Annotated in this window: 32 protein-coding genes; 25 read left to right on the top strand and 7 right to left on the bottom strand. The window is 67.4% G+C overall.

Annotated features, from left to right (window positions below; all coding sequences use genetic code 11):
- Positions 1 to 33 precede the first annotated feature (33 nt).
- The 10 genes from BKG60_RS28895 (at position 34) to BKG60_RS28850 (ending at position 7,764) form a co-directional block, all read left to right on the top strand.
- Entirely contained in the window at positions 34 to 342 is a 309-nt protein-coding gene (locus BKG60_RS28895) for a glutaredoxin family protein (RefSeq protein ID WP_120765056.1), read from the top strand.
- Between the two features lie 65 nt (positions 343 to 407).
- Positions 408 to 1,763: a glutamyl-tRNA reductase gene (locus BKG60_RS28890; protein WP_075910287.1), complete on the top strand. Its 1,356-nt coding sequence runs from the start codon at positions 408 to 410 to the stop codon at positions 1,761 to 1,763.
- A gap of 3 nt (positions 1,764 to 1,766) precedes the next feature.
- Positions 1,767 to 2,723 (top strand): hydroxymethylbilane synthase, encoded by a 957-nt coding sequence (gene hemC, locus BKG60_RS28885; protein ID WP_070945899.1) that lies wholly within the window; start codon positions 1,767 to 1,769, stop codon positions 2,721 to 2,723.
- Positions 2,720 to 4,408 carry a bifunctional uroporphyrinogen-III C-methyltransferase/uroporphyrinogen-III synthase gene (locus tag BKG60_RS28880; protein WP_070186766.1) on the top strand — a complete coding sequence of 563 codons (1,689 nt, stop codon included), beginning with the start codon at positions 2,720 to 2,722 and terminating at the stop codon, positions 4,406 to 4,408. Before hemC ends, BKG60_RS28880 begins: the two co-directional genes overlap by 4 nt.
- Before the next feature lie 138 nt (positions 4,409 to 4,546).
- Positions 4,547 to 5,479, top strand: a complete 933-nt coding sequence (hemB, locus tag BKG60_RS28875; RefSeq protein WP_070945901.1) for a porphobilinogen synthase — start codon at positions 4,547 to 4,549, stop codon at positions 5,477 to 5,479.
- 8 nt (positions 5,480 to 5,487) lie between these two features.
- A complete protein-coding gene (locus tag BKG60_RS28870; protein WP_070186768.1) occupies positions 5,488 to 5,910 on the top strand; it encodes a hypothetical protein in 423 nt (140 codons plus the stop codon).
- A 21-nt stretch (positions 5,911 to 5,931) separates the two neighbouring features.
- Entirely contained in the window at positions 5,932 to 6,297 is a 366-nt protein-coding gene (locus tag BKG60_RS28865; protein WP_070186769.1) for a hypothetical protein, read from the top strand.
- Complete coding sequence (locus BKG60_RS28860) at positions 6,287 to 6,772, top strand: DUF3093 domain-containing protein (RefSeq protein WP_075910285.1); 486 nt, start codon at positions 6,287 to 6,289, stop codon at positions 6,770 to 6,772. The genes BKG60_RS28865 and BKG60_RS28860 overlap by 11 nt, the downstream gene beginning before the upstream one ends.
- Complete coding sequence (locus tag BKG60_RS28855) at positions 6,769 to 6,996, top strand: hypothetical protein (RefSeq protein WP_075910284.1); 228 nt, start codon at positions 6,769 to 6,771, stop codon at positions 6,994 to 6,996. Before BKG60_RS28860 ends, BKG60_RS28855 begins: the two co-directional genes overlap by 4 nt.
- A 3-nt stretch (positions 6,997 to 6,999) precedes the next feature.
- Positions 7,000 to 7,764 (top strand): APH(3'') family aminoglycoside O-phosphotransferase, encoded by a 765-nt coding sequence (locus BKG60_RS28850; protein WP_075910283.1) that lies wholly within the window; start codon positions 7,000 to 7,002, stop codon positions 7,762 to 7,764.
- Between the two features lie 16 nt (positions 7,765 to 7,780).
- Here the strand turns inward: BKG60_RS28850 and BKG60_RS28845 are convergent, their stop codons facing one another.
- Positions 7,781 to 8,629, bottom strand: a complete 849-nt coding sequence (locus BKG60_RS28845; protein WP_120765055.1) for an alpha/beta hydrolase — start codon at positions 8,627 to 8,629, stop codon at positions 7,781 to 7,783.
- Between the two features lie 134 nt (positions 8,630 to 8,763).
- On the opposite strand from BKG60_RS28845, the gene BKG60_RS28840 reads away from it, so the two are divergent.
- The 4 genes from BKG60_RS28840 (at position 8,764) to BKG60_RS28825 (ending at position 11,011) form a co-directional block, all read left to right on the top strand.
- On the top strand, positions 8,764 to 9,618 hold the full coding sequence (locus tag BKG60_RS28840; protein ID WP_075910281.1) for an oxygenase MpaB family protein: 855 nt from the start codon (positions 8,764 to 8,766) through the stop codon (positions 9,616 to 9,618).
- Positions 9,605 to 10,219, top strand: coding sequence for a TetR/AcrR family transcriptional regulator (locus BKG60_RS28835; protein ID WP_075910280.1), 615 nt, complete (start codon positions 9,605 to 9,607; stop codon positions 10,217 to 10,219). The genes BKG60_RS28840 and BKG60_RS28835 overlap by 14 nt, the downstream gene beginning before the upstream one ends.
- Before the next feature lie 57 nt (positions 10,220 to 10,276).
- Positions 10,277 to 10,471: a hypothetical protein gene (locus BKG60_RS28830; RefSeq protein ID WP_075910279.1), complete on the top strand. Its 195-nt coding sequence runs from the start codon at positions 10,277 to 10,279 to the stop codon at positions 10,469 to 10,471.
- A gap of 93 nt (positions 10,472 to 10,564) precedes the next feature.
- Positions 10,565 to 11,011 carry a pyridoxamine 5'-phosphate oxidase family protein gene (locus tag BKG60_RS28825; RefSeq protein WP_070186799.1) on the top strand — a complete coding sequence of 149 codons (447 nt, stop codon included), beginning with the start codon at positions 10,565 to 10,567 and terminating at the stop codon, positions 11,009 to 11,011.
- Positions 11,012 to 11,014: 3 nt separating this feature from the next.
- Here the strand turns inward: BKG60_RS28825 and mddA are convergent, their stop codons facing one another.
- Positions 11,015 to 11,785 carry a methanethiol S-methyltransferase gene (gene mddA / locus BKG60_RS28820; RefSeq protein WP_070186776.1) on the bottom strand — a complete coding sequence of 257 codons (771 nt, stop codon included), beginning with the start codon at positions 11,783 to 11,785 and terminating at the stop codon, positions 11,015 to 11,017.
- A gap of 295 nt (positions 11,786 to 12,080) precedes the next feature.
- Between mddA and BKG60_RS32740 the strand changes: the two genes are divergently transcribed.
- The gene (locus BKG60_RS32740) at positions 12,081 to 12,209 is read left to right on the top strand and encodes a hypothetical protein (RefSeq protein ID WP_255740568.1); all 129 of its coding nucleotides are present in this window, start codon (positions 12,081 to 12,083) and stop codon (positions 12,207 to 12,209) included.
- Positions 12,210 to 12,212: 3 nt separating this feature from the next.
- On the opposite strand, the gene BKG60_RS28815 is transcribed toward BKG60_RS32740, so the two are convergent.
- Entirely contained in the window at positions 12,213 to 13,715 is a 1,503-nt protein-coding gene (locus BKG60_RS28815) for an SDR family oxidoreductase (protein WP_075910278.1), read from the bottom strand.
- Positions 13,716 to 13,852: 137 nt separating this feature from the next.
- Positions 13,853 to 14,233 (bottom strand): nitroreductase family deazaflavin-dependent oxidoreductase, encoded by a 381-nt coding sequence (locus BKG60_RS28810; RefSeq protein WP_075910277.1) that lies wholly within the window; start codon positions 14,231 to 14,233, stop codon positions 13,853 to 13,855.
- Positions 14,234 to 14,290: 57 nt separating this feature from the next.
- Between BKG60_RS28810 and BKG60_RS28805 the strand changes: the two genes are divergently transcribed.
- The 8 genes from BKG60_RS28805 to BKG60_RS28770 all read left to right on the top strand — a co-directional run bounded on the left by BKG60_RS28805 (position 14,291) and on the right by BKG60_RS28770 (position 22,136).
- A complete protein-coding gene (locus BKG60_RS28805; protein WP_075910276.1) occupies positions 14,291 to 14,677 on the top strand; it encodes a nitroreductase/quinone reductase family protein in 387 nt (128 codons plus the stop codon).
- Positions 14,678 to 14,734: 57 nt separating this feature from the next.
- Positions 14,735 to 16,045, top strand: coding sequence for a glutamate-1-semialdehyde 2,1-aminomutase (gene hemL, locus BKG60_RS28800; protein ID WP_075910313.1), 1,311 nt, complete (start codon positions 14,735 to 14,737; stop codon positions 16,043 to 16,045).
- Positions 16,042 to 16,671, top strand: coding sequence for a histidine phosphatase family protein (locus BKG60_RS28795; RefSeq protein ID WP_070186781.1), 630 nt, complete (start codon positions 16,042 to 16,044; stop codon positions 16,669 to 16,671). Before hemL ends, BKG60_RS28795 begins: the two co-directional genes overlap by 4 nt.
- Positions 16,672 to 17,295: a TlpA disulfide reductase family protein gene (locus BKG60_RS28790; RefSeq protein ID WP_075910275.1), complete on the top strand. Its 624-nt coding sequence runs from the start codon at positions 16,672 to 16,674 to the stop codon at positions 17,293 to 17,295.
- Positions 17,292 to 18,071 (top strand): cytochrome c biogenesis CcdA family protein, encoded by a 780-nt coding sequence (locus tag BKG60_RS28785; RefSeq protein WP_070945915.1) that lies wholly within the window; start codon positions 17,292 to 17,294, stop codon positions 18,069 to 18,071. The genes BKG60_RS28790 and BKG60_RS28785 overlap by 4 nt, the downstream gene beginning before the upstream one ends.
- Positions 18,072 to 18,151: 80 nt before the next feature.
- Positions 18,152 to 19,720 carry a cytochrome c biogenesis protein ResB gene (resB, locus tag BKG60_RS28780; RefSeq protein WP_207553905.1) on the top strand — a complete coding sequence of 523 codons (1,569 nt, stop codon included), beginning with the start codon at positions 18,152 to 18,154 and terminating at the stop codon, positions 19,718 to 19,720.
- Positions 19,717 to 20,715: a c-type cytochrome biogenesis protein CcsB gene (gene ccsB, locus BKG60_RS28775; RefSeq protein WP_070186784.1), complete on the top strand. Its 999-nt coding sequence runs from the start codon at positions 19,717 to 19,719 to the stop codon at positions 20,713 to 20,715. Before resB ends, ccsB begins: the two co-directional genes overlap by 4 nt.
- Positions 20,716 to 20,828: 113 nt before the next feature.
- Positions 20,829 to 22,136, top strand: a complete 1,308-nt coding sequence (locus tag BKG60_RS28770) for a MinD/ParA family ATP-binding protein (protein WP_083650370.1) — start codon at positions 20,829 to 20,831, stop codon at positions 22,134 to 22,136.
- A 6-nt stretch (positions 22,137 to 22,142) separates the two neighbouring features.
- Here BKG60_RS28770 and BKG60_RS32170 read toward each other — a convergent pair whose 3' ends face one another.
- On the bottom strand, positions 22,143 to 22,304 hold the full coding sequence (locus tag BKG60_RS32170) for a hypothetical protein (RefSeq protein ID WP_165617812.1): 162 nt from the start codon (positions 22,302 to 22,304) through the stop codon (positions 22,143 to 22,145).
- 75 nt (positions 22,305 to 22,379) lie between these two features.
- Here BKG60_RS32170 and BKG60_RS28765 point away from each other — a divergent pair, with 75 nt between their 5' ends.
- A complete protein-coding gene (locus BKG60_RS28765; RefSeq protein WP_070186785.1) occupies positions 22,380 to 22,661 on the top strand; it encodes a DUF4229 domain-containing protein in 282 nt (93 codons plus the stop codon).
- A gap of 39 nt (positions 22,662 to 22,700) precedes the next feature.
- On the opposite strand, the gene BKG60_RS28760 is transcribed toward BKG60_RS28765, so the two are convergent.
- Together BKG60_RS28760 and BKG60_RS28755 are read right to left on the bottom strand one after the other, a co-directional pair.
- Positions 22,701 to 24,050, bottom strand: a complete 1,350-nt coding sequence (locus tag BKG60_RS28760) for an MFS transporter (protein WP_075910311.1) — start codon at positions 24,048 to 24,050, stop codon at positions 22,701 to 22,703.
- Positions 24,051 to 24,238: 188 nt separating this feature from the next.
- Positions 24,239 to 25,108, bottom strand: coding sequence for a 1,4-dihydroxy-2-naphthoate polyprenyltransferase (locus tag BKG60_RS28755; RefSeq protein ID WP_075910310.1), 870 nt, complete (start codon positions 25,106 to 25,108; stop codon positions 24,239 to 24,241).
- 59 nt (positions 25,109 to 25,167) lie between these two features.
- Between BKG60_RS28755 and BKG60_RS28750 the strand changes: the two genes are divergently transcribed.
- The gene (locus tag BKG60_RS28750) at positions 25,168 to 25,443 is read left to right on the top strand and encodes a hypothetical protein (RefSeq protein WP_075910273.1); all 276 of its coding nucleotides are present in this window, start codon (positions 25,168 to 25,170) and stop codon (positions 25,441 to 25,443) included.
- Positions 25,444 to 25,449: the final 6 nt, after the last annotated feature.

Here is a 25,449-nt window from a genome sequence, read left to right as displayed (position 1 = left end):
CACCCTAAGTCACACAGCCCGGATACTGGCGGTGTGGAGCGTGAGCAGGCGGGTGGCGGCAGTCGGGCCGGCGGGGGGGACGGCGGGGGGAACACTGTGACGTTGCTGACCAGGGCGGGTTGCAGCATGTGTGAGCGGGCGGCCCGGCAGTTGGCCGTGTTGCGCGAGGAGCTCGATTTCGAGCTGGTGAACACGGACGTGGACGAGGCCGCCGCGGCCGGTGACGCCTCCCTGCGGGCCCGCTACGGCGACCTGTTGCCGGTGATTTTGCTGAACGGCACCGAACACAGCTACTGGGATGTCGACGAACAGCAGCTTCGGGCGGAGGTGCCTACCAGATGAAACCCACAGGTGAAATTTGGTGGGCGGGCGGGAAACGATTACCTTGGTGACGTGGTGATGAAGCCGTGAGTGTGCTGCTATTCGGGGTTTCGCACCGCAGCGCGCCGGTGTCTGTTCTCGAGCAGTTGAGCACTGACGAGTCCGATCAGGCCAAGATCATCGACGAGGTGCTCAGATCCTCGCTGGTCACCGAGGCCATGGTGCTGTCCACCTGCAACCGCGTCGAGATCTACGCCGTGGTAGAGGCCTTCCACGGCGGTCTGTCGATCATCGGGCAGGTGCTCTCCGAGCATTCGGGCATGTCGCTCAACGACCTCACCAAATATGCCTACGTGCGTTACGCCGAGGCCGCCGTCGAGCACCTGTTCGCGGTGACCAGCGGCCTGGATTCGGCCGTCATCGGTGAGGCCCAGGTTTTGGGACAGGTGCGTCGCGCCTACGCCTCGGCCGAGGAACACCAGACCGTCGGCCGCACCCTGCACGAGCTGGCCCAGCGGGCGCTGAACGTCGGCAAGCGGGTGCATTCGGAGACCGGCATCGACGCCGCGGGCGCGTCCGTCGTCTCGGTGGCCCTCGGAATGGCCGAGACCAAACTCAGCGGCGGGCTCGCCGGGCGTACCGCCGCAGTGATCGGCGCGGGCTCGATGGGCGCGCTGGCCGGCGCGCACCTGGTGCGGGCCGGGATCGACCGGGTTCACGTGGTGAACCGCTCGCTGCCGCGGGCCGAGCGCCTCGCCGAGAATCTCACCGAGCAGGGCGTGCGGGCGCAGGCCTGGTCCCTGGACCATCTGGACGAAGCCCTGGCCGATGCCGATGTCGTGGTCAGCAGCACCGGCGCGGTGCGTCCGGTGGTGTCCCTGGCCGACGTGCACCATGCCCTGGCTCAGCGCAACGCCGTCGACTGCGACCGGCAGCTGGTGATCTGTGACCTCGGGATGCCGCGCGACGTGGATCCGGCGGTGTCCGGACTGCCCGGGGTCTGGGTCGTCGACATGGACCGGATCCAGCGCGAACCGTCGGCCCGGGCGGCGGCCACCGACGCCGATGCGGCCCGCACGATCGTTGCCACCGAGGTTGCCAACTACCTGTCCGGCCAGCGGATGGCCGAGGTCACCCCGACCGTCACCGCGCTGCGGCAGCGCGCCGCCGACGTGGTCGAGGCCGAGCTGTTGCGGCTGGACAACCGGCTGCCGGGGCTGGACGCGACGCACCGCGACGAGGTGGCCAAGACGGTCCGCCGTGTCGTCGACAAGCTTTTGCACGCACCCACGGTGCGGGTGAAACAACTCGCCAGCGCGCCTGGCGGGGACAGCTACGCAGAGGCCCTGCGGGAGCTGTTCGAACTCGATCCGCAGGCCGTCGAAGCTGTGGCGGCCAGCGAATTGCCTTTCATGACAACAGATCTCGATAAGTCTGAGTAGAGCTTGGTAGACACGCGCGATACGGTAATCCGGATCGGCACCCGGGGTAGCCTGCTGGCGACCACGCAGGCCGGCACCATCAGGGACGCTTTGTTGGCGGCTGGACACGCCTGCGAGCTGGTGATCATCTCGACCGAGGGTGACCGCAACCAGGGGCCCATCGCCGAGATCGGAGTGGGCGTCTTCACCGCCGCGCTACGCGAGGCGATCCACGACGGCCGGGTGGATATGGCCGTGCACTCCTACAAAGATTTGCCCACCGCGCGCGACGAACGGTTCGTGATCGCCGCCGTCCCGCGCCGCGAGGATCCCCGTGACGCGCTGGTGGCACGCGACGGATTGGTGCTCGGCGAGTTGCCTTCGGGGTCCGTGATCGGCACTTCGAGCCCGCGACGGGCCGCGCAGCTTAGAGCACTGGGTCTCGGTTTGGAAATCCGCCCCCTACGAGGCAACCTAGATACCAGGTTGAACAGGGTTACGAGCGGTGATCTCGACGCCATCGTGGTCGCCCGCGCGGGTCTGGCCCGTATCGGACGACTCGATGAGGTCACCGAGTCGCTCGAGCCGGTGCAGATGTTGCCAGCTCCGGCTCAGGGTGCGCTCGCGGTGGAATGCCGTGCCGGCGACACCGAGCTGATTTCGGTGCTGGCGGAGTTGGATGACACCGACACGCGCGCCGCGGTCACCGCCGAACGGATCCTGCTCGCCGAACTGGAGGCGGGCTGTTCCGCACCGGTTGGCGCGATCGCAGAAGTGGTCGAGTCGATCGATGAGGACGGCAATGTCTTCGAGGAGCTGTCGTTGCGCGGCTGCGTAGCGACGCTGGACGGATCCGACGTGATCCGTGCGTCCGGTATCGGAACTCCCGATCGGGCCGCCGACTTGGGTGTCTCGGTGGCCGCGGAGCTTTTCGAGCTGGGTGCACGCGAGCTGTTGGTAGAGCGCGGGAGTGAAGAATGACCATGCGAGGTCGCAAGGCGAAGCCCGGCCGCATCACATTTGTGGGCTCGGGCCCGGGAGATCCGGGGCTGCTGACGGCACGGGCGCAAGCCGTGCTGGCGCACGCCGAGTTGGTGTTCACCGATCCCGACGTCCCAGAAGCCGTGTTGGCGCTGATCGGCACCGAGTTGCCGCCCGCGTCCGGCCCGGCCCCGGCTACGCCGGGCAAGGCCGACGCCGCCGCTGACGCATCGGCCGCCGATGCGGCCGGAAGTCCCGACGCGGCCCAGGCCGCCGTCATCTCCGGTGGGCCCGAGGTCCGCCCGGCCCTCGGTGATCCAGCCGAGGTGGCCAAGACGCTGGTCGCCGAGGCCCGTCACGGCTACGACGTGGTGCGCCTGGTCGCCGGTGACCCGTTGTCGGTCGACGCCGTCATCACCGAAATCGGTGCGCTGGCCAAGTCCCACGTGAACTTCGAGATCGTCCCCGGACTGCCCGCCACCAGCGCGGTGCCGACCTACGCGGGCCTGCCGCTGGGTTCGGCGCACACGGTGGCCGATGTCCGCGGGGACGTCGACTGGGCGGCGCTGGCCGCCGCACCCGGGCCGCTGATCTTGCACGCGACGGCGTCGCACCTGCCGGATGCCGCCCGCACGCTGATCGAGCAGGGGCTGGTCGACAGCACCCCGGCGGTGGTGACCGCGAGCGGCACCACCTGCCAGCAGCGATCGGTGGAGACCACGCTCGGTGGGCTGACCGACAAGGCCGTGCTGGAGAAGCCGGCGGGCAGCGAGCTGGCCGGGCCGTTGGTCGGCCAGCTGGTCGTCACCATCGGCAAGACCGTGGCCAACCGGGCCAAGCTGAACTGGTGGGAGAGCCGCGCCCTGTACGGCTGGACCGTGCTGGTGCCGCGCACCAAGGATCAGGCCGGCGAGATGAGCGACAAGCTGGTGGGCCACGGTGCCCTGCCGATCGAGGTACCGACCATCGCCGTCGAGCCGCCGCGCAGCCCCGCGCAGATGGAGCGCGCGGTCAAGGGTCTGGTCGACGGCCGGTTCCAATGGGTGGTGTTCACCTCGACCAATGCCGTGCGTGCGGTGTGGGAGAAGTTCAACGAGTTCGGTCTCGACGCGCGGGCGTTCTCGGGTGTGAAGATCGCGTGCGTCGGACAGGCCACCGCCGACAAGGTGCGCGCGTTCGGTATCAACCCTGAGCTGGTGCCGTCGGGGGAGCAGTCCTCGCTGGGCCTGCTGGAGGAGTTCCCGCCGTTCGACGAGGTGTTCGACCCGGTGAACCGGGTGCTGCTGCCGCGTGCCGACATCGCCACCGAGACGCTGGCCGAGGGCCTGCGTGAGCGCGGCTGGGAGATCGAGGACGTCACCGCCTACCGCACCGTGCGGGCGGCTCCGCCGCCGGCGCAGACGCGCGAGATGATCAAGACCGGCGGGTTCGACGCGGTCTGCTTCACCTCCAGCTCGACGGTGCGCAACCTGGTCGGTATCGCCGGCAAGCCGCACGCCCGAACCATCGTGGCCTGCATCGGCCCCAAGACCGCTGAAACCGCAGCGGAATTCGGCCTGCGGGTGGATGTTCAGCCCGAGTCGGCCGCGGTGGGACCGCTGGTCGACGCGCTGGCCGAGCACGCTGCCCGGCTCCGTGCCGAGGGCGCGTTGCCTCCGCCGCGTAAGAAGAGCCGCCGCAGGTAGACACCGCCGAAACAGCATTCCGGCGGGTCCTTACTCGAACTTTTCCTGCTGGAAAGCCGATTCGAGGATGGGACAGGAGGAGGGATAGCTGTGGCCTTTCCGAGACACCGGCCCCGCCGGTTGCGGTCCACCCCGGCGATGCGCCGCCTGGTGGCCCAAACCTCTTTGGAGCCACGCCATCTGGTTCTGCCGATGTTCGTCGCCGACGGAATCGATGAACCGCGACCGATCTCCTCGATGCCCGGCGTGGTGCAGCACACCAGGGATTCGTTGCGCCGGGCGGCCGCGGACGCGGTGGCCGCCGGGGTCGGCGGGTTGATGCTGTTCGGTGTGCCCTGCGACGAGGACAAGGATCCGACCGGTGCCGTGGGCGTCGATCCGGACGGCATCCTCAATGTGGCACTGCGTGATCTGGCCAAGGACCTCGGTGATTCGACCGTGCTGATGGCCGACACCTGCCTCGATGAGTTCACCGACCACGGGCACTGCGGCGTGTTGGACGACGCCGGCCGGGTCGACAATGACGCGACCAATCTGCGCTATGTGGAACTTGCTGTGGCACAAGCGGAATCGGGTGCCCACGTGGTCGGGCCCAGCGGCATGATGGACGGCCAGGTGGCTGCCATCCGGGACGGGCTGGACGCGGCCGGGCACGCGCACGTCGCCATCCTGGCCTATGCGGCCAAGTTCGCCTCGGCGTTCTACGGCCCGTTCCGCGAGGCGGTGTCGTCCAGCCTGGTGGGGGATCGTCGTACCTACCAACAGGATCCGGGCAACATCCGCGAAGCCGTGCACGAGATCGAGCTCGATATCGACGAGGGCGCCGACATGGTGATGGTCAAGCCCGCGATGAGCTACCTGGACGTGGTGCGCGCCGCGGCCGATATTTCACCGGTACCTGTTGCCGCATACCAGATTTCGGGTGAGTACTCGATGATCTGTGCGGCCGCGGCCAACGGCTGGATCGACCTGCAGGCGGCGGCCTTGGAGTCGTTGACCGGGATCCGGCGGGCCGGCGCCGACATCGTGCTGACCTATTGGGCGGCCGATGTGGCCGGTTGGCTCGCGTGAGGGCGCCGGTGACCGAACCGCAGCAGAGCCCGAACGACCGTCCCGAGGACGTCGACACCGGCTTCTGGTTGTGGACGGCCGCGCTGGTGCTCATGGCGGTGGGGTTCTTGATCGACGCGTTCACCGGATCGGGCACCGGTGTGCAGCGGTCGATGACCGCCGTCTTCTCGGTGATGTTCGTGGTGGCGCTGTCGTCGATCGTGGTGGCGTTCCTGTGGTTGATGCGCCAGGGGTATCGCTGGGCCCGCACGCTGCTGACCAGCGGCGGGATCGTCTCGGCGCTGCATGCGGTCAGCAGCCTGCTGACCGGCGAACGCCAGGATGCGGCCGCGGTGGGCTACGCGGTCACCGCGATCGTCGGAACGGTGTTGATCGCGGGCGGGCTGTACCTGCTGCACCGCAAGGACGCCGACGGTTTCTTCACCCGGTAGTTTCGCTACGCTTTGGCGACAATGCCTTCATCACCAACGTCGCGCCGCACGACCATCGTGTTCGGTTGCTGGCTGGTCGGCGCGGTGTTGTTGATGGCCGGCGGGATGCTGGCGGTCTCGGCGAGCCCGCCCGGCGTCAATGCGATGTTGTACCGGGGGATCGGAGCGCTCGTGGCGCTCGGCGGCCTCGGGATGGCATTTCTGGCGGGTCGCAGCCGCTCCGACGATCCACGTTACCGCCGCGCGGCGGTGGCGTTGTCGCTGGCTATCGTGGTCCTGGTGCTGTTGACCGGCCTCAATGTTCTCGTGCTGGTCGCGCTGCTCCCGCTCATCGTGGGTACCGGCCTGAACGCGCTGCCACTGCGGAAGGGTGACGATGGAGAGTGAATCGGTGAACAAAGTCGGCTCCGAGGTGCTGTTCTACGAGCAGGGGGCCAGCTGGGCGTGGCTGCTGTTGGGCCCGTTCGCCGGGGCCGGCATGGCGATCCTGCAGATGACCGGTGGATACGGTCACGACCTGTGGATCCCGATCGTGTTCCTGCTACTGGTGTCGGTGTTCGTGGCCATCCAGATCAAGGCTGCGCGTATCCACACCTCGGTCGAGTTGACCGCCGAGACCCTGCGGCAGGGTGCCGAGACGCTGCGGGTCGACGAGATCGTGCTGATCTATCCCGAGGCATCGGGCTCAGAGGTGCCCAAATGGCAATCTGCCCGGGCACTCGGTGAGCTGACCGGGGTGCCGAAGGGCCGCACCGGCATCGGGCTCAAACTCACCGGCGCGCGTACCGCCCAGGCCTGGGCCCGCAAGCACCGCAAACTGCGGGAAGTGCTCACGCCGCTGGTCGAGGAGCGCACGCCGTGAGACGGCGTGCTCTGCTGGAGTTGCTGGTGGCCGCCGTTGCGGCAGTGGGTGGTGTGCTGAGCTGGCTCGCGGCGTCCTCAACGATCGAGGTGGCGCCCGTGCTCGACGGTGAGCCGCCCACCACCGCGATCAGCTATTCGGCGCCGTTGCTGGTGCTGGCGTTGGTGCTCGCCGGTTTGGCGGGTGTGCTGATCGTGTTGGGCATCGCCCGGTTGCGTCGCTGAGCGGTGATCGATTGGGAGCCCGTCACCCGCGGTGAATCCGGCACCGGGGTGTTCCGGAACGCGGAGGGGTCCAGGTACGCGAAAGTGGTCGGCGCCGCGGCCGTGGCTGATCTGGCTGCGGAGCGGGACCGGGTGTCGTGGGCGCACGGTCGCGGTCTGCCGGTGCCTGCCGTCATCGACTGGGGTACCACCGAGGACGGTGGTGCCGTCCTGATCACGAGCGCAGTCGGGGGCGTCGGTGCGGATCGGCTCGCGGAACCGGCACTGCGGACGGCCTGGCCAGCGATCGTGGCGGCGGTCCGCGCCCTGCACGCCATCCCGGCCGGCGAGTGTCCTCACCGGCGCGATCTGGACGACATGTTGACCCGGGCCCGCTCGGTGGTTGCCGCGGGCGCGGTCAACCCGGAGTTCCTGCGCGACGAGGACCGGGACGTCCCGGCCGGCGACCTGCTGGCCCGCGTCGAACGCGAGGCTAGCCTGCGTCGCCGGCAGGAGGCTGACGATCGGGTGGTGTGCCATGGAGACCTGTGTCTGCCGAACATCCTGATCGACCCCGACCGGCTCACTGTCGAGGGTTTTGTCGACCTGGGTCGTCTGGGTTCCGCGGATCGTCATGCGGATCTGGCGTTGTTGTTGGCCAACACTGCCGACACCTTCCCCGGTTTCGCCGAGGATGCCGCGGCGGGTCTGGCTACGGGCTATCCGGCCGAACTGGATCCCGGGCGTCTGCGGTTCTATCTCGCGCTCGATCCCCTCACCTGGGGGTGACGGTTCGAGGCTGCGATCAGGAATCGAGCCAGGCGAGCTCATCGGACAAGTGCGCGCGCCAGAAGTTCTCGTCATGGCCGCCGGGGTAGAAGCCGACCGCCGGGGTCCTTGGCAGTTGGTTGACGAACATTCGGGTCGCCGCGTAGAAGCGGTCTGCGGTGCCGCAGTCGACGCGGAGCGGGATCGACCCCAGCGCAGGCAGCAGCCTCATCGCTGAGTTCTGCTGCCAGTCGTCGAGGCTGTCGAAGGCGTCGGGCGGCGCGCCCCAGTACGTCAGGTACAGCGCCGGGCTGACTGCGCAGACCGCAGCGGTACGTGCGGCGCCCAGTCTGGCGCCCAACAGCATGGCGCCGTAGCCGCCCATCGACCAGCCCATGAAGGCCACGCGGGAGGTGTCGATGCCCTTGGTGGCCAGCATCGGGATCAGCTCGTCGAGCACCATCGCCCCGGCATCCTCCCCGGAGGCGCGACGGCGCCAGAACGAGTTGCCGCCGTCGACACTGACCACCGCGAACGGTGGCCGGCCGGCCGCGGTCAGCTGGGCCAGCGCCTCCGGGATGCCCAGGTCCATCGCCCCGGCGGCGTCGTTGTCCATCCCGTGCAGGGCGATCACCGGGCGCAGGGGGCCGTGCTGGCCTGGCGGACGGGCGATGATCCAGTTGGTTTCGACGCCGCCGCGGGCCGCGGAGGTGAACGACCCCGATTCGCGGGTCGGTAGAACAGCACCCCCGGAGGCGGTTTGGTTGGGGCTCGCCGAGGCGCGGGGCATCGGCGCACCGAGCAGGCTGCCCAGTGTCATCAGTCCTGCGGCACCTGCTCCGGTGACGCCCAAACGCAGCGCATCTCGGCGGGTCAGCGGGGGCACCTGCGCATCATTCCAACCATGGGTCTCAGCCCGCGACACGGTCCGGCAACAGCCCGATAACGCCGCCCATCCACCTCGGTGAACCTGATCACACCCATCTTGGTACAAAGTGCGAAATCTGTAACACTGTGTCTATGACCGAACTGGCCGAGCAGCCCCAGCAGACCGACGCCCTGCCTCTCGGGCCGCAATCGCTGGTCTGGAAGTACTTCGGCGACAACCGGATGTTCCTGATCGGCCCGCGGCCCGCCGTCCTGCAGAACATGCTGGCCGAGCTCGGCCAGGGGGTGCTCGATCACTCGACGTTCTTCTCCGACACCGCCGAGCGGCTCAAGCGGACCATCCCGCCGATCTTCCGGACCGTCTACGGCACCGAGGCCGACAACGCCGGCACCCAGGTGCGCGACTTCCACCACCACGTCAAGGGCGACATGCCCGACGGTTCGCGCTACCACGCGCTGGACCCCGAGACCTACTTCTGGGCGCATGCAACGTTCGTCGAGCAGGTGCTCTACTTCGCCGACACCTTCGTCAAACGGCTCAGCGATGCCGAGAAGGAACAGATCTACCTGGAATCCAAGACGTGGTACCGGCGCTACGGGGTCAGCGACCGGCCGATGCCGGCCACCTACGCCGAGTTCGAGCAGTACTGGGACCGGATGATGAACGAGGTGGCGATCCCGCACAAGTCCGCCCGCTACGGCGTCGGCTACGTCACCAAGGGTTTCCCCTGCCCCAAGGCGGTACACCCGGCGGTGTGGCGCGTCGTCGCCGCGGTGTTCAACCCGGTGGCGGCCTTCCTGACCGCAGGCGGTCTGCCGCCGCGCGCCCGCGACCTGCTCGACCTGCCGTGGAGTGACCGTCAGGAGCGCAACTACCAGCGGTTCGCGGCGTTCTGCCGGTCCCGTCCGGTGAATTGGGTGTGGGATCATCTACCGATGAGCGTGCGCTACAGCAAGTTTGCGCAAAAGGGCTATGCCCAAAGCTGATCCGACGCTGCCTGATTCGTCGCCCGCGACGGTGGCGATCCTGGACGCGGCGCTCCTCGAGTTCGAGCGGCACGGCCTGCGCCGGGTCGCGCTCGATGACGTCGCGCGTCGGGCCGGGGTCAGTCGCACCACGATCTACCGCCGGTTCGCCAACCGCGACGAGCTGGTCGCGGCGGTCATCGAGCGGGAGAACGTCGCGCTGTTCTCCGATATCGCCAACGAGCTGAAAAGCGCCGGCCCGCAATCGAATTACTACGTCGAAGCGTTCACGCTGTCGATCCTGGAGTTCCGGCGCCGCCACGTCCTCAACCAGTTGATCGCCGATGAGCCGGCGCTGGTGATGGAGCTGCTGCACACCCACTACGGCGCGGCGATCGAACGGATGGCCGCGGCTCTCAAGGTGATCTTCCCGGCCGGGTTTGCCGAGCGGATTGGAGAGCAGGCCGTCAACGACCTGGCCGACACCATTCTGCGCTACGCCGGAATGGTGCTGTTGCTGCCCAGCGTCGAGCCCCTGGACACTCCCGAGGACCTACGTGCATTCGCCACCCGGCATTTCCTGCCCAGCCTGCCGGCCTCGCTTCGTACCGTGTCGGCCTGATCTTGTCCGGCCCGCCGAAGTGTTTGGCAGCTCACACTTTCGGGCAGCCCGATAGGTATGACCACCGAACAACCGCCACCAGTCAGCGAAGAGAACCGCAAAGAAGCCGAGCGCATCATGCAGTCATATGACGACTCCCGTCCCACCGTCACCTTGCCGGGCAGCAATGGCACGGTATCCGGCACGGCGGTCAACGATTGGGTCGATGACGACGGCAAGCCGATCTACGGCGACACCGACAGCCCGCAGTAACCCCGAACCCACGCCGTCGCAGGCCAGTCCTTGCCTACTGTGGCTGGTGTGACTGCGACCCCGCTCGAACGTATTGCCCCCGCTTTCGTGACGATGGCTCACGAGATCGTCTGGGCCTCGGTGGCCACCGTCGACGCCGACGGCCAACCCCGCAGCCGGATCCTGCACCCCATCTGGGAGTGGGACGGTACCGATCTGTTCGGCTGGGTTGCCACGGTGCCCAGCCCGGTCAAGCGCGCACATCTGGCGGTACATCCGCACGTCTCGGTCAGCTACTGGACCACCAACCACGACACCTGCGCGGCCGACTGCCTGGTGGAGTGGTACACCGACGACGAGACCTGCACGCAGGTGTGGGACCGGTTCGCCAACGGACCTGCGCCGGTGGGCTACGACCCGCGCATCATCCCGCAGTGGAGCGACGGACCGACCTCGGACCAGTTCGCGGCCCTGCGGTTGACCCCGTACCGGCTACGGGTGATGCCGGGCACCGTCATGACCGCGGGATCCGGTGAGGTGTTGAGCTGGCGGGCCGATTGACGGCTACGCCGGCCGGTGCCTGACCTTCGGGGCGCGATGATCGTGGCCGGGGTGTAGTCCTGGGGCCAGCATCGCGACCCGATGCCGGTAGTTGCGGTACTCATCACCCAGGCTGTCCACCAGGTCGCGTTCCTCGAGCTGGATCGCCACCAGGATGTAGGCGGTGCTGACGGCTGCGAACAGCAGATGGCCGGCAGTCATCGTCGGGATGGCCCAGAACGCCACGATGAATCCGGCCATGATGGGATGCCGGATCACCCGGTAGAGCATCACCGTCTGGAAACCCAGTTCGCGGTACGGCTGCCCGCGCCAGTTGAGCCACACCTGCCGCAACCCGAACAGGTCGAAGTGGTTGATCATGAACGTCGAGGCGAATACCGTGGCCCAGCCCAGCCAGAACAACGCCCACAGAATTGCCCGTCCCGCAGTGGATTCCACGTTCCACACGATCGCGGGCATGGTGCGCCACTGCCAGTACAAGAGCAACAGCGCCAGGCTGGACAGCAGCACGTAGGTGCTGCGTTCGATGACTTGCGGGACGATCCGTGTCCACCGTGCTTTGAACCACGGGCGCGCCATCACGCTGTGCTGGATGGCGAACACCGACAGCAGCAGCAGGTTGACGAGCACCGCCTCGGCCACGGGTGCGGTGATGCCGTGGTCGACCGTGCGAGGCACCACGAAGTTGCCGACGAAGGCGATGGCGTAGAGGAAGGCCACGACGAACAATAGATAGCTCGCGGTGCCGTAGCCGATGACGAGTAGGCGCTTCATGGTGACCTCCTGCCACCGATTGGAAAGATACCGCGCCCTGCTGCCGACTGCAGTAGTGACTTATCTACTGTAGACGCTGAATTCCCAGGTGAACAGGGGTTTGCTGGTTTGCTGAATCTGCCGGTCCGCTGACGGTTCAGCGTCATGCGCCTCCCGGGTCGAGGCACGGTCACGGATCCGTAAGGATTCGAGCGTCCGCCGTCAAGAAACCGTTGAGATGGTCGCCGAGTGCCCCGCGGCCCGGGTAGACCGGCAGGTATGCGAGACGAAACGCCGATTCTGCCCGGGTGCCACGATGAGTGAGATGGTCCAGATCATCGTGCTGATGGCGGTGCCCGCCGCGGTATTGCTCGGTCTACGACGCGTGGTGATCCGTCAGAATCGTCGACTGGATGCGGCCGGCGCCAGAGCAACGTCGCCGTGAGGCTCATCGCCCGTCCTTGGGGCCCCTTTGCGCGGCGAGGGCGATGTTGTTGAGCATGCCGGTGAAGATGATGCCGTGGAAGGGCAGGAGTGCGTTCCAATAGATTCTTCCGGCAAGACCTTTCGGGAAGAAGATGGCACGCTGGTGCAGCCGGGTCTGGTCTGTGCCGCGCGATTCGAGCCGCCACTCGAGCCAGGCGTCGCCGGGGGTGCGCATCTCGGCCCGCAGCCTCAGCAGGAGCGGTCGCCGGATTCTCTCGACTCGCCAGAAGTCCAGGGCGTCTCCGGTGTGCAGGACGTGGGGGTGGCGGCGGCCACGCGTCAGGCCAACCCCGCCAGTGAGGCGGTCCAGCCAGCCGCGGATTGTCCAGGCAAGCGGAAACGAGTACCACCCGTTCTCGCCGCCGACACCTTCGACCACCTGCCACACCTGCTCAACCGATACCGCGCAGTCGATGCTGCGGTCGTCGGTGTAGATGGCGTCGCCGGCCCAACTGGGATCAGAGGGCAGCGGATCGGACGGTGCACCAGTGGAAGATGCATTGGCCCAGGTGGTTTCGACTTCACCGTTCTTGATGCGCCGTAGTGCGAGTGCGACGGCCTCCCGATATCGGGTCGTGCCTCCGGGCGGCCTCGCGATGATCGAGTCGATGTCGTGCTCGGCGGCGACAGCGTCGATGCTCAGGGATTCGATCAGGGCGCGACCGATCCGCGGCGGGACGGGGGTCACCAATCCGATCCACAGCCCGGCGAGTTTTGGTGTGAGAACAGGGAGTACGAGAATCCGGCGACGAGCCAAGCCGGCGACGTCGGCGTAGATCTGCATCATCTCGCCGTAGCGCAAGATATCGGGGCCACCGATGTCGTAGGTGCGGCTGTGCGGGATCTCAGCGGTGGCGGCCTCGAGTAGATAGTGGAGCACGTCGCGTACCGCGATCGGCTGGATTCGATTGTTGACCCAGCGCGGTGTGGTCATCACCGGCAGCCGATTGGTCAGGTGCCGGATCATCTCGAACGACGCTGACCCGGAACCGATCACAACCCCGGCTTGCAGGACGAGAGTCGGGACACCGGATTTCACCAGGATCTCTCCGACCTGGCTGCGGGATCGCAAATGCGTCGAGAGCCGGTCCGATTCCGGATGCAGGCCGCCGAGGTAGACGATGCGTCGCACGCCGGCTCGCCGTGCGGCGCCAACAAGGTTTTCTGCGCTGCGGCGCTCGGATTCGATGAAGTCTTTGCGGGCGGTCATCGAGTGCACGAGGTAGTAGACGATGTCGATGTCGCGACAGGCGGCAGTCAGCGTTTCCGGGTCGGTGAGGTCGCCGCGAACGACTTCCACATCTTGTGCCCACGGCACATCGCTGATCTTGTCGGGATTGCGGGCCATCGCCCGTACCCGGTGCCCGGCTTCGACCAGCCGAGGGGCCAGGCGGCCGCCGATGTATCCGGTGGCGCCGGTGACCAGCACCCGCAACGACGTACCGGCAGGTGGGAGCTCGGTCATGGGGTCTCCTCAGTCAGGCGTCCAAGCTGATGGCGCCTCGGCCCCGGTGCGCCCGTGCCAGGCGAGTACCCGTTTGCCGTAACGCTGGAACGCGGCCTGGTGCGATACGCCGAGCACCTCGCCGACGCCACCGTGGGTCAGACCCGCCGCAACAGCACCGCCTGTTCGACCGGCACCCGCTCGAAGACACGACGCACCCGACCCTTCACATGAACGGCCGCCTCGGCTTTGGACACCACCCGCGGGTCGGTGAGCTGGATGGTTCTGCCGCACCTGCGCATCTGGGCCCCGCCGGCTGCGGTGATGTTCTTGAGCCAGTCCCGGTTCGGGCCGTAGGTGAGCAGAATCGCGACGCCCTCGTCGGTGCTGAACACCGACAGCGGCGTGCGGTAGCGGCCGCCGGATTTGCGGCCGACGTGTTCGAGGATGCCGTACAGGGGCGCCCATCCGGCCCAGAGTTTCTGGATGGGGTTGGTGACATACCTGTTGAGCCGAGCCAGCCATTGTGGGAGTTGCATGCCCAATGATGCGACGTTGGGCTGGCGCGGTGGGTGATATGTGCCGAGACTGGGGCCATGGCCTACCTCAAGCCCCCGTGGTTCGTTCAGAAGGTGTTCAACCGGATCGCGATGGCCACGGGCATCGGGCACAGCCAGACGCTGACCGTCACCACGCGGGTCAGCAAACAGCCCCAGCAGATTCCTGTCGTGGTCCCCGAGGTCGACGGGGTCAAGTACCTGGTGTCCACCCGGGGCGAATCGGAATGGGTGCGCAACATCCGGGCCAACCCGAGGGTCACGTTGGGCAAATCGAGCTACCTGGCGGCCGAGGTTCCGGTGGCGCAACGGGCACCGGTCATCGCCGCCTACCGTCCGCTGGCCGGCAAGGTGGTGGAGGGTTACTTCCGTGACCTGCCCGACGATGCCGACCATCCGGTGTTCGCGCTGGCGCCCGCTGAGTGACCGCGCCCACTACACCCTGTAGTTGATTGATTTGCACCGGCTGGGACACTGGTGGCCATGCCTGTGGACAAAACGCAGACTCCGCGATCGGCCGAACTGTTCGCCGACGCCTGCGCAGTCATCCCCGGTGGGGTGAACTCTCCGGTGCGTGCCTTCAACTCTGTCGGCGGCACCCCCAGGTTCATCACCTCGGCCAAGGGTTACTGGCTCACCGACGCTGATGGCAACCGGTATGTCGACCTGGTCTGCTCGTGGGGTCCGATGCTGCTGGGTCACGCGCACCCGGCGGTGGTGGAGGCCGTGCAGAAGGTGGCAGCCGACGGGCTGAGCTTCGGCGCCCCGACCCCCTCGGAGACCGAGTTGGCCGCCGAGATCATCGACCGCGTCGCCCCCGTCGAGCGGCTGCGTCTGGTGAACTCCGGCACCGAGGCCACCATGAGCGCCATCCGGCTGGCCCGCGGTTACACCGGCCGCGCCAAGATCATCAAGTTCTCCGGCTGCTACCACGGGCACAGCGACGCGCTGTTGGCCGACGCCGGCTCGGGGGTGGCCACGCTGGGTCTGCCGTCCTCGCCCGGTGTCACCGGTGCCGCCGCGGCCGACACCATCGTGCTGCCGTACAACAACGTTGCCGCGCTGGAAGAGGTCTTCGGCCGGTTCGGTGACGAGATTGCCTGTGTCATCAGCGAAGCCAGCCCGGGAAACATGGGCACGGTGGCGCCGCTGCCCGGTTTCAACGCGGCGCTGCGCCGGATCACCGCGGCCCACGGCGCGCTGTTGATCCTCGACGAGGTGATGACGGGCTTCCGGGTGAGCCGCGCCGGTTGGTATGGCCTGGATCCCGTCGACGCCGACATCTTCACCTTCGGCAAGGTGATGAGCGGTGGCCTGCCCGCCGCGGCGTTCGGCGGCAGTGCCGAGGTGATGGGGCGGCTGGCCCCGTTGGGGCCCGTCTACCAGGCCGGCACCTTGTCGGGTAACCCGGTGGCGATGGCCGCCGGGCTGGCCACGTTGCGCCACGCCGACGACGCCGCGTACGCCCGGTTGGATGCCAACGCCGACCGCTTGGCGGGCCTGCTCACCGGCGCGCTCACCGACGCCGGGGTGGCCCACCGCGTGCAGCGCGCGGGCAACATGCTCAGCGTGTTCTTCACCGACGAGCAGGTCGACGATTTCGCCGCGGCCAAGGCGACCGAAACCTGGCGATTCCCGCCGTTCTTCCATGCGCTGTTGGAGGCGGGGGTTTATCCGCCGTGCAGCGCCTTCGAAACCTGGTTCGTCTCAGCGGCTTTGGATGACGAGGCGTTCTCCCGTATCGCCGATGCGCTGCCCGGCGCGGCCCGGGCGGCCGCGGAGGCCCGGCCATGACCGAACGCGGGTCGACCGTCCGGACAACGGTCCACGTGATGCGCCACGGCGAGGTCCACAATCCCGAAAAGGTGCTCTACGGCCGGTTGCCCGGTTATCACCTGTCCGAGCGTGGCCAGGCTCAGGCGCGGGCCGCCGCCGATTGGCTGGCCGACCGTGACGTCGTCCACGTGGTGGCCTCACCGTTGGAGCGGGCGCAGGAAACGGCCGCGCCGATCGCCGAAAGCCATGGGCTGCCGATCTTTACCGATGACGGTCTCATCGAGTCGTGGAACATGTTCGAGGGGGAGCGGGTGGCACCCGGCGACGGTGCCCTGCGCGACCCGAGGAACTGGTCGCGGCTGCGCAACCCCGCCAAGCCGTCTTGGGGTGAGCCGTACGACGAGATCGCTCCCCGGATGATGGCGGCCATGCACCGGGCCCGGGAGAAGGCAGCCGGGCACGAGGCGGTGTGCGTCAGCCACCAGCTTCCGGTCGAGACGCTGCGCCGGGCGATGACGGGGCGCAAGCTCGCCCATCTGCCGTTGCCGCACAGCCGGTTGTGCAATCTGTCCTCGATCACGTCGTTCACCTTCGAAGGCGACAACCTGATCCGATGGGGCTACACGGAGCCCTGGGGAATCTGAATGAGGTCGTCCCTCGCCCGGGTGAGCGCGGCGGTGCTGGCAGGGCTGGTACTGCTCACCGCATGCTCAACGGGTGACGACGCGGTCGCCCAGGGGGGCACCTTCGAGTTCGTCGCTCCCGGCGGCAAGACCGACATCTTCTATGATCCACCCGAAAAGCGCAGCACCCCAGGCGAACTGAGCGGACCTGAACTCACCGACCCGAACAAGACGCTCTCGCTGGAGGATTTCGCCGGCAAGGTCGTGGTGATCAATGTGTGGGGCCAGTGGTGCGGGCCGTGCCGGGCCGAGATCGGTCAGCTGCAGCAGGTGTACGACGCGACCCGTGACAAGGGCGTGGCGTTTCTGGGTATCGATGTGCGGGACAACAATCGTGATGCCGCAGTCGATTTCGTCACCGACCGCAAGGTGTCGTTCCCGTCCATCTACGACCCGGCGATGCGGACCATGATCGCGTTCGGCGGCAAGTACCCGACCACGGTGATCCCGTCGACGGTGGTGCTGGACCGGCAGCACCGGGTGGCCGCGGTGTTCCTGCGGGAGCTGCTGGCCGAGGATCTGCAGCCGGTGGTGGAGCGCCTGGCGGCCGAGTCGGGTGTCGTGCCGGGGGCACCCAAACCATGACCGGGTTTTCCGAGATCGCCGCTGCCGGGCCGGTGCTGCTGGCGCTGGGGGTCAGCGTGCTGGCCGGTTTGGTGTCGTTCGCCTCGCCGTGCGTGGTGCCGCTGGTGCCCGGTTACCTGTCCTATCTGGCCGCGGTGGTCGGGGTCGATGAGTCCGACGCCGCCTCGGGGGTGATCGGCGTCAAGACCGCGCGCCTGCGCGTGGCCGGGGCGGCCGCGTTGTTCGTCGCGGGGTTCACCGTGGTGTTCCTGCTCGGCGCGGTGGCAGTGCTGGGGATGACCACCACGCTGATCGTCAATCAGGTTCTGCTGCAACGCATCGGCGGTGTGGTCACGATCGTGATGGGCCTGGTGTTCGTGGGCTTCATCCCGGCGCTGCAACGTCAGGCCCGGTTCGCGCCGCGGCAGTGGTCGACGATGGCGGGGGCGCCGCTGCTGGGCGGGGTGTTCGCGCTGGGCTGGACGCCGTGCCTGGGCCCGACGCTGACCGGGGTGATCGCCGTGGCCTCGGCCACCGACGGTGCCACCGTGGCGCGCGGGGTGGTGCTGGTGCTGGCGTACTGCTTCGGTCTGGGCATCCCGTTCGTGCTGCTGGCCCTGGGGTCGGCGCGGGCGGTGACGGGTCTGGGCTGGTTGCGCAGGCACACCCGGACCATCCAGATCTTCGGCGGGGTGCTGCTGATCCTGGTGGGTGCCGCACTCGTCACCGGGCTGTGGAACGACTTCGTGTCGTGGGTGCGCGACGCGTTCGTCAGTGATGTGAGGCTGCCGATCTGATGGTCACTTCCGACTCGCGAGCAGACCCAAAACTGCCCAAAAAGCGGCGTTTTGGGGCAGTTTTGGGTCTGCTCGCGGTAATGCGCAACACCTGGCGCACCCTGACTTCGATGGGCACCGCGCTGGTGCTGCTGTTCCTGCTCGCGCTCGGTGCGATCCCGGGCGCGTTGTTGCCGCAGCGCAGCCTCAACGAATCCAAGGTCGACGAGTACCTGGCGGCCCATCCCACGCTGGGACCGTGGCTGGACCGGGTGCAGGCGTTCGACGTGTTCTCCAGCTTCTGGTTCACCGCGATCTACGTGCTGCTGTTCATTTCCCTGGTGGGCTGCCTGACACCGCGGATGATCGAGCATTTCCGCAGCCTGCGGGCGGTACCCGTGCCGGCGCCGCGCAACCTGGGCCGGCTGCCGAAACACCATGCCGAGCGGGTGAGTGCCGACGCCGGCGAGATCGCCGAGACCGTGGCCCGTCGGCTCAAGGGCTGGCGCACGGTCACCAGGCAGACCGACGCCGGCACCGAGATCTCGGCGGAGAAGGGCTATCTGCGGGAGTTCGGCAACATCGTTTTCCACTTCTCGCTGCTGGGCCTGCTGGTGGCGGTGGCCGCCGGCAAGTTGTTCGGCTACGAGGGCAACGTCATCGTCATCGCCGACGGCGGCCCCGGGTTCTGTACCGCGTCCCCGGCCGCCTTCGACTCGTTCCGGGCCGGCAACACGGTCGACGGCACCTCGCTGAGTCCGATCTGTCTGCGCGTCAACGACTTCGATGCGCACTATCTGCCCACCGGGCAGGCGTTGTCGTTCGCCGCCGACATCGACTACCAGTCCGGCGAAGATCTGGCCGCCAACACCTGGCGGTCCTACCGCCTGGAGGTCAACCATCCGCTGCGGATCGGCGGGGACCGGGTGTATCTGCAGGGACACGGCTATGCGCCGTCGTTCACCGTGACATTCCCCGATGGCCAGCAGCGCAGTCAGACCATCCAATGGCGCCCCGAGGAGCAGATGACCTTGCTGTCCTCCGGTGTCGTGCGCATTGACCCGCCGGCGGGCACGTATCCCGACGCCGACGAGCGTCGCAAGCACCAGATCGCGATCCAGGGCCTGTTCGCGCCGACGAAGGAGCTCGAGGGCACGCTGTTGTCGTCGAGGTTCCCGGCGCTCGACGACCCGGCTGTGGCGGTCGACATCTACCGCGGTGACACCGGCCTGGACACCGGCCGACCGCAGTCGCTGTTCTCTCTCGATCCCCGGTTGATCGATCGCAAGCAGCTGAACAAGGTGGCCCGGGTGAACCTGGTGGCCGGTGAAGAGACGAGGCTCGACCCCGGTCCTGGGCCTGGCACCAAAGTCCGGTTCGACGGTGCCGTCCCGTTCGTCAACCTGCAGGTCTCGCACGACCCGGCCCAGGTGTGGGTGCTGGTGTTCGCGATGTCGATGATGGCCGGGTTGCTGGTGTCGCTGGTGGTGCGCAGGCGCCGGATCTGGGTTCGGATCCAGCCTGGGGCTGCAGGTACGGTGAACGTCGAGCTGGGCGGGCTGGCCCGTACCGACAACTCCGGTTGGGGCGATGAGTTCGAGAAGCTGACCGCGCGGGTGTTGCAGGGGTACGACAACGCGCCGGCGGTAGAAGAGAAGGCGGAGCAGTGAATACCGAGCACATCGACATCGGACTGGCCAGGTACTCCGACTGGGCGTTCACGTCGTCGGTGGTCGTCCTGGTCGGGGCGCTGATCCTGCTGGCCGTCGAACTGGCGTACAGCCGCGGCCGACGGGTCGATGAGCGCTCGCGCGAAGAGCAAATGGCTGGAGCATCCGTCCTCATCGGCGCCACCGTCGGCGCCGACAGCGCCACCCCCGGCGTCGTCGCCGAGGCGCCCCGACGGTCGTTCGACGAGCGCGTCGGCAAGACCGGCCTGGCGCTGACCTATGTCGGTATCGGCATGTTGTTGCTGTGCATCGTGCTGCGCGGTTTGGCCACCTCGCGGGTGCCGTGGGGCAACATGTACGAGTTCATCAACCTGACCAGCTTCTGCGGCCTGGTCGCGGCGGCGGTGGTGCTGCGCAAGCCGCAGTACCGCGCGCTGTGGGTGTTCGTCCTGGTTCCGGTGTTGATCCTGCTGACCGTGTCCGGACGCTGGCTGTACTCCAACGCCGCCCCGGTGATGCCCGCGCTGCAGTCCTACTGGCTGCCCATCCACGTGTCGGTGGTGAGCCTCGGTTCCGGGGTGTTCCTGGTGGCCGGGGTGGCCAGCATCCTGTTCCTGCTCAAGATGTCGCCGCTGGCCGAGCGTGACAACGGCTTCGGACGCGTCCTTCAGCGCCTGCCCGACGCGCAGACGCTGGACCGGATCGCGTACCGCACCACGATCTTCGCGTTCCCGATCTTCGGTTTCGGCGTGATCTTCGGCGCGATCTGGGCCGAGGAGGCCTGGGGCCGGTATTGGGGCTGGGACCCCAAGGAGACGGTGTCGTTCATCGCGTGGGTGGTGTATGCGGCGTATCTGCATGCTCGCTCGACCGCGGGTTGGCGGGACCGCAAGTCGGCTTGGATCAACGTCGTGGGTTTTGTCGCGATGGTCTTCAACTTGTTCTTCATCAACCTGGTGACGGTTGGCCTGCACTCGTACGCGGGGGTTGGCTAGGTACCGTCAGCTTGGTGAGATAGCCGTGTGTCGCGAGGTGGCGGCGCGGTGGTGGTCCGGCCGGAAGTGTGTGGAAAAGAGGGGATTTCGTGTCCGAGCCAGTATCTGAGCCAATGTCTGAGCCGTCCGGCACGCAGGAGGCTGTCTCGCCGGACAGTGGTGAGCCGTCGACGGACGCTCCCGTCGCCGAGCCGACGGTGACCCATCAGGCTGCCCCGCCCGCGGTCGATCTGCCTCCCGTGCCGTCGGTTTTCGCCCCGGTGCCCGGGTTCCGCAGTCAGCAGCGGTTCAGCAATCCCGCCGAGCCGGGGGTCTCCACACCGCTGCCTGCGGAATGGACCGCTCCGACGCCGCCGCAAGGTGTCCCGGTGATCACCGCCCCGTCGGTGCCGGGGAACTTCCCGGCACCGGTCGCCGCGAACTTTCCCGGGTCGGTCGCGGGATCCTTCGCCCCGCCCGCTCCTGGGGTTCATGCCGAGGCCTACCGCGACCTGTCCACCGACGCGCTGCTCGGCCAACGCAAGAACCCGCCCACCTCGGGCTGGCGCAAAGCGCTGTATGTCGCGTCTTTCAAACAGGTCAACGTGGGTGAGAGCCCCAAGATCACGCATCGCAACAACTTGATCGCCGAGGTCAGCCAGCCCTTGCAGGGCTGTTACCGGATCGCGTTGATGTCGCTCAAGGGCGGCGTGGGCAAGACCACGATCACCGCGACACTGGGTGCCACGTTCGCCTCGATCCGTGGTGACCGGGTGGTTGCGGTGGACGCCAACCCCGATCGGGGCACGCTGAGCCAGAAGGTGCCACTGGAGACGGCTGCGACGGTGCGCCACCTGTTGCGCGACGCCGAAGGCATCGAGCGCTACAGCGACGTGCGGGCGTACACCTCCCAGGGGCCGAGCCGGCTGGAGGTGCTGGCTTCCGAGAGCGACCCGGCGGTGTCGGAGGCGTTCAGCTCGGACGACTATCTGCGCGCACTCGAGGTGCTCGAGCGGTTCTACAGCCTGGTCCTGACCGACTGCGGGACGGGGTTGATGCACTCGGCGATGTCGGCGGTGCTGTCCAAGGCCGATGTGCTGGTCGTGATCAGCTCGGGTTCGGTGGACGGGGCGCGGAGTGCGTCGGCCACGCTGGACTGGCTGGACGCGCACGGGCATCAGGATCTGGTGCGTAATTCCATCGCAGTGATCAACGCGGTACGGCCACGGTCGGGCAAGGTGGATCTGTCCAAAGTGGTGGATCACTTCTCCCGGCGCTGCCGGGCGGTGCGGCTGGTGCCGTTCGATCCGCATCTGGAGGAGGGGGCCGAGATCAGCCTGGATCGCCTCAAGCCGGGCACCCGCGAGGCTCTGATCGAGCTGGCCGCGGTGGTGGCGTCAGACTTCGCCGGAGCGCGCCGGGCTACCGACTCGCGCACCTGAGCCAGGCTAGCCGCGTGGGTTGTCGCCGTGCCCGAGCCGACGCAGGAATTCGGGATCGTCGTCAGGACCGATCACACGGGTCTTGGGTCGACCGCCAGAAACCCGCGCCAGCCGCCAGCCGATATACACCAGGCTTGCTGCGGCAATGAGCAGGAGTAGATACGCCACTCGAAACCTCCTTGACCCGAATATACGCGCCGTCGGTAGGCTCGGAGCGTGTCAGGAAGTGGTTCGACCTCCCGGATGGTCGTCGATGTCGTGGTCTATCTCATCGCCCGGCTCGTGCTGGTCGCTGTGCTGACTGCGGCGATCTACGGCGTGGGGAGTCTGGTCGTGGCGGATTTCCCGGTCGTGGTGGCGTTGTTGTTCGCCATCGTGATCGCGCTGCCGGTGGGTATCTGGTTGTTCCGTCCGCTGCGTGAGCGGGCGACGGCCTCGATTGCCGTGGTCGACGAGCGGCGACGCAAGGACCGCGAGCAACTGCAGGCGCGGTTGCGCGGCGACCAGCCCCCGGCCGACCACTGACGGGAAAATCCTTAGAGCGCAGCGAATTTCACGATTGTGCTACCGGACGAAGGCTGAGCCCTTCTCCTGGTCCAGGTAGGTTTCGGCCTTGTTCCTGAGGAAGAACACGTACACCGCGAGTGACAGTGCGATGCACACCGTGACGTAGACGATGAACCACGGCACGAGGTCGCGGTCTTTGAGGGCCTGGTAGATCACCGGAGCGGTGCCACCGAACATCGAATTTGCCATTGCGTAGCCGACTCCTACGCCGAGGGCGCGCACGTGCGAGGGGAACAACTCGGATTTCACCAGGGCGTTGATCGAGGTGTATCCGGTCAGGATCACGTATGCGACGGCAACCAGCAGGAACGACAAGATCGGTGAATGTGTCTGGGGCAGATAGGTGAACAGGAAAAAGGTGTAGATCACCCCGCCGATGCCGAACCACACCAGCAGCGGTTTACGGCCCACCTTGTCACTGATCATCCCGCCCACGGGCTGGATCGCCATCAAGAAGATCAGCCCGATCAGGTTGACCCAGGTGGCCGTCATCGCCTGATCTTTGTAGGTGGTCTTGACGATGGCCGGGGCGTTGACGCTGTAGGCGTAGAACGCCAGGGTGCCGCCCATCGTGATCAGGAAGCACAGCAGCAGCGGCCGCCAATAGCGGGTGAGCAGTTCGGCCACCGACCCCGAGCTGGTGTCCTTGCCCAGCTTGATCGCTTCGAGTTGTTCGGGGGACAGCGATTCGTCCATGGTGCGGCGCAACCAGAACACCACGATCGCGGCCACACCGCCGATGGCGAAGCCGATGCGCCAACCGAATTCATGTACCTGCTCCGTGCTGAACGTGGTGAGGATGATCAACAGGGTGAACTGCGCGAGTACGTGACCACCGACGAGCGTCACGTACTGGAATGAGGAGAAGAAGCCGCGCCGTTCCCGGGTGGCGGCCTCGGACATGTAGGTGGCCGAGGTGCCGTACTCGCCGCCGGTCGCGAAGCCCTGTACCAGCCGGCACAGGATCAGGATGACCGGCGCTGCGACACCGATGGTTTCGCGCGAGGGCACCACCGCGATCACCAGGGAGCACAGCGCCATCAGCGAGACGCTGACGGTCAGCGCGGCGCGGCGGCCGCGCCGGTCGGCGAAGCGGCCGAAGAACCACGAGCCGATCGGGCGGGTGAGGAAGGTGACCGCGAAGATCGCGTACACGTAGACAGTGGCGTTCTTGTCGGCCTTGTCGAAGAACTGCGCTTCGAAGTAGGTGGCGAACACCGTGTAGACGTAGACGTCGTACCACTCGACGAGATTGCCCGACGACCCCCTGATGGTGTTCCAGATGGCGCGGCGGGTTTGGGCGCGGCCCGACGGCGCGGGCTGATGCGCCTCGGTGGTGGTCGTCATGCGCATCCCCCAGGTGGTCGGCGTTGCAGGCCGACGGCCACGTTAATGCACTACGCGGGTGCACCGCGCGGTTTGTGAAGCCCGACCTCGCCGCTTCCTACGTGCGGGTCGTGGATGTCGACTCACCGCGACCAACACGTGGAAATCGGCGCCGCGGGCGAGAAACCGGCGAGGAGCGGGTCAGCAACTCAGCCCAGGAACAAGGCTGCCGACACCGTAACCGCCCACGCCAGCATGGTCAGGCCGGTGTCGCGCAGCACCGGGATCAACTGGGCGCCGGTGCTGCCGTTGCGCACCGGTCGCAGCGCCCGCACCGCCGGTGCGACTGCGAGCAGGCCGACCGCACACCACGGGGTGGCCGCCATCAGTACCAGGGGCAGCACCAGGGCCACGCCGACCAGCAGTTGATACAGCAGCCGGGTGCGGGCGTCACCGAGGCGCACCGCGAGGGTGATCTTCCCGGATTCGGTGTCGGTGGGGATGTCGCGCAGGTTGTTGGCCACCAGCACGGCCGAGGACAGCGAGCCCATCGCCACCGCGGCGACCAGCCCGACCCAGTCGATGCGCAGGGCCTGGGTGTATTGCGTGCCCAACACCGCGACGAGGCCGAAGAAGATGAAGACGGCGACTTCTCCCAGGCCCAGGTAGCCGTAGGGCTTCTTGCCGCCGGTGTACAGCCAGGCCCCGGCGATGCACACGGCACCGACTGCGATCAGCCACGGCGCGCTCACCGCCGCCAACGCCAGCCCGGCCACCGCGCCCACCACCAGGCTCACCACTGCCGCGGTCAGCACCGCCCGCGGCGAGGCCAGTTTGGAACCCACCAGGCGCAACGGGCCGGATCGCACGTCGTCGGTGCCCCGGATGCCGTCGGAGTAGTCGTTGGCGTAGTTCACCCCGATGATCAATGCGAGCGATACGGCCAGCGCCAGCAACGCTTTCCACCACACGGCCGAGCCCAGCCAGGCCGCGGCGCCGGTACCGGCGAGCACCGGGGCGACGGCATTGGGCAGGGTGCGGGGACGGGCGCCTTCGATCCATTGCGCGAAACTGGCCACGATCGTCATCGTATGAGCTGACCCGGTGCCGCCTCGCGCGGACTCTTACACTGAGCCTCATGAAGGAGCAGCTCAGCAAGACCGAGATCGGCAAGGACGTGCTGCAGGAATCCGTCGAGGCCGTGGCCTCCACGGTCGGGCAGGTCACCTCGATCATCACCACGGCCGTCAAGGAGGTCGCGACCGCGATCGGTGGCCTGGCCACCGATGTCTTCGAGATCGCCGACGGCGCTCGCAAGGCCAACGAGGATTTCGAGGACTTCGACGACGACCTCGACGTAGCCGCCGACAAGGTGCCTGCGGATCCCGTCAAGCCCCACGACGAGGACGAATAGCACTGC

The organism is Mycobacterium syngnathidarum, assembly GCF_001942625.1.
GTDB classification, from domain to species: Bacteria; Actinomycetota; Actinomycetes; order Mycobacteriales; family Mycobacteriaceae; genus Mycobacterium; species Mycobacterium syngnathidarum.
Note: the sequence above shows the minus strand (reverse complement) of the source record. Positions and strands in the feature narration are given on the sequence as shown.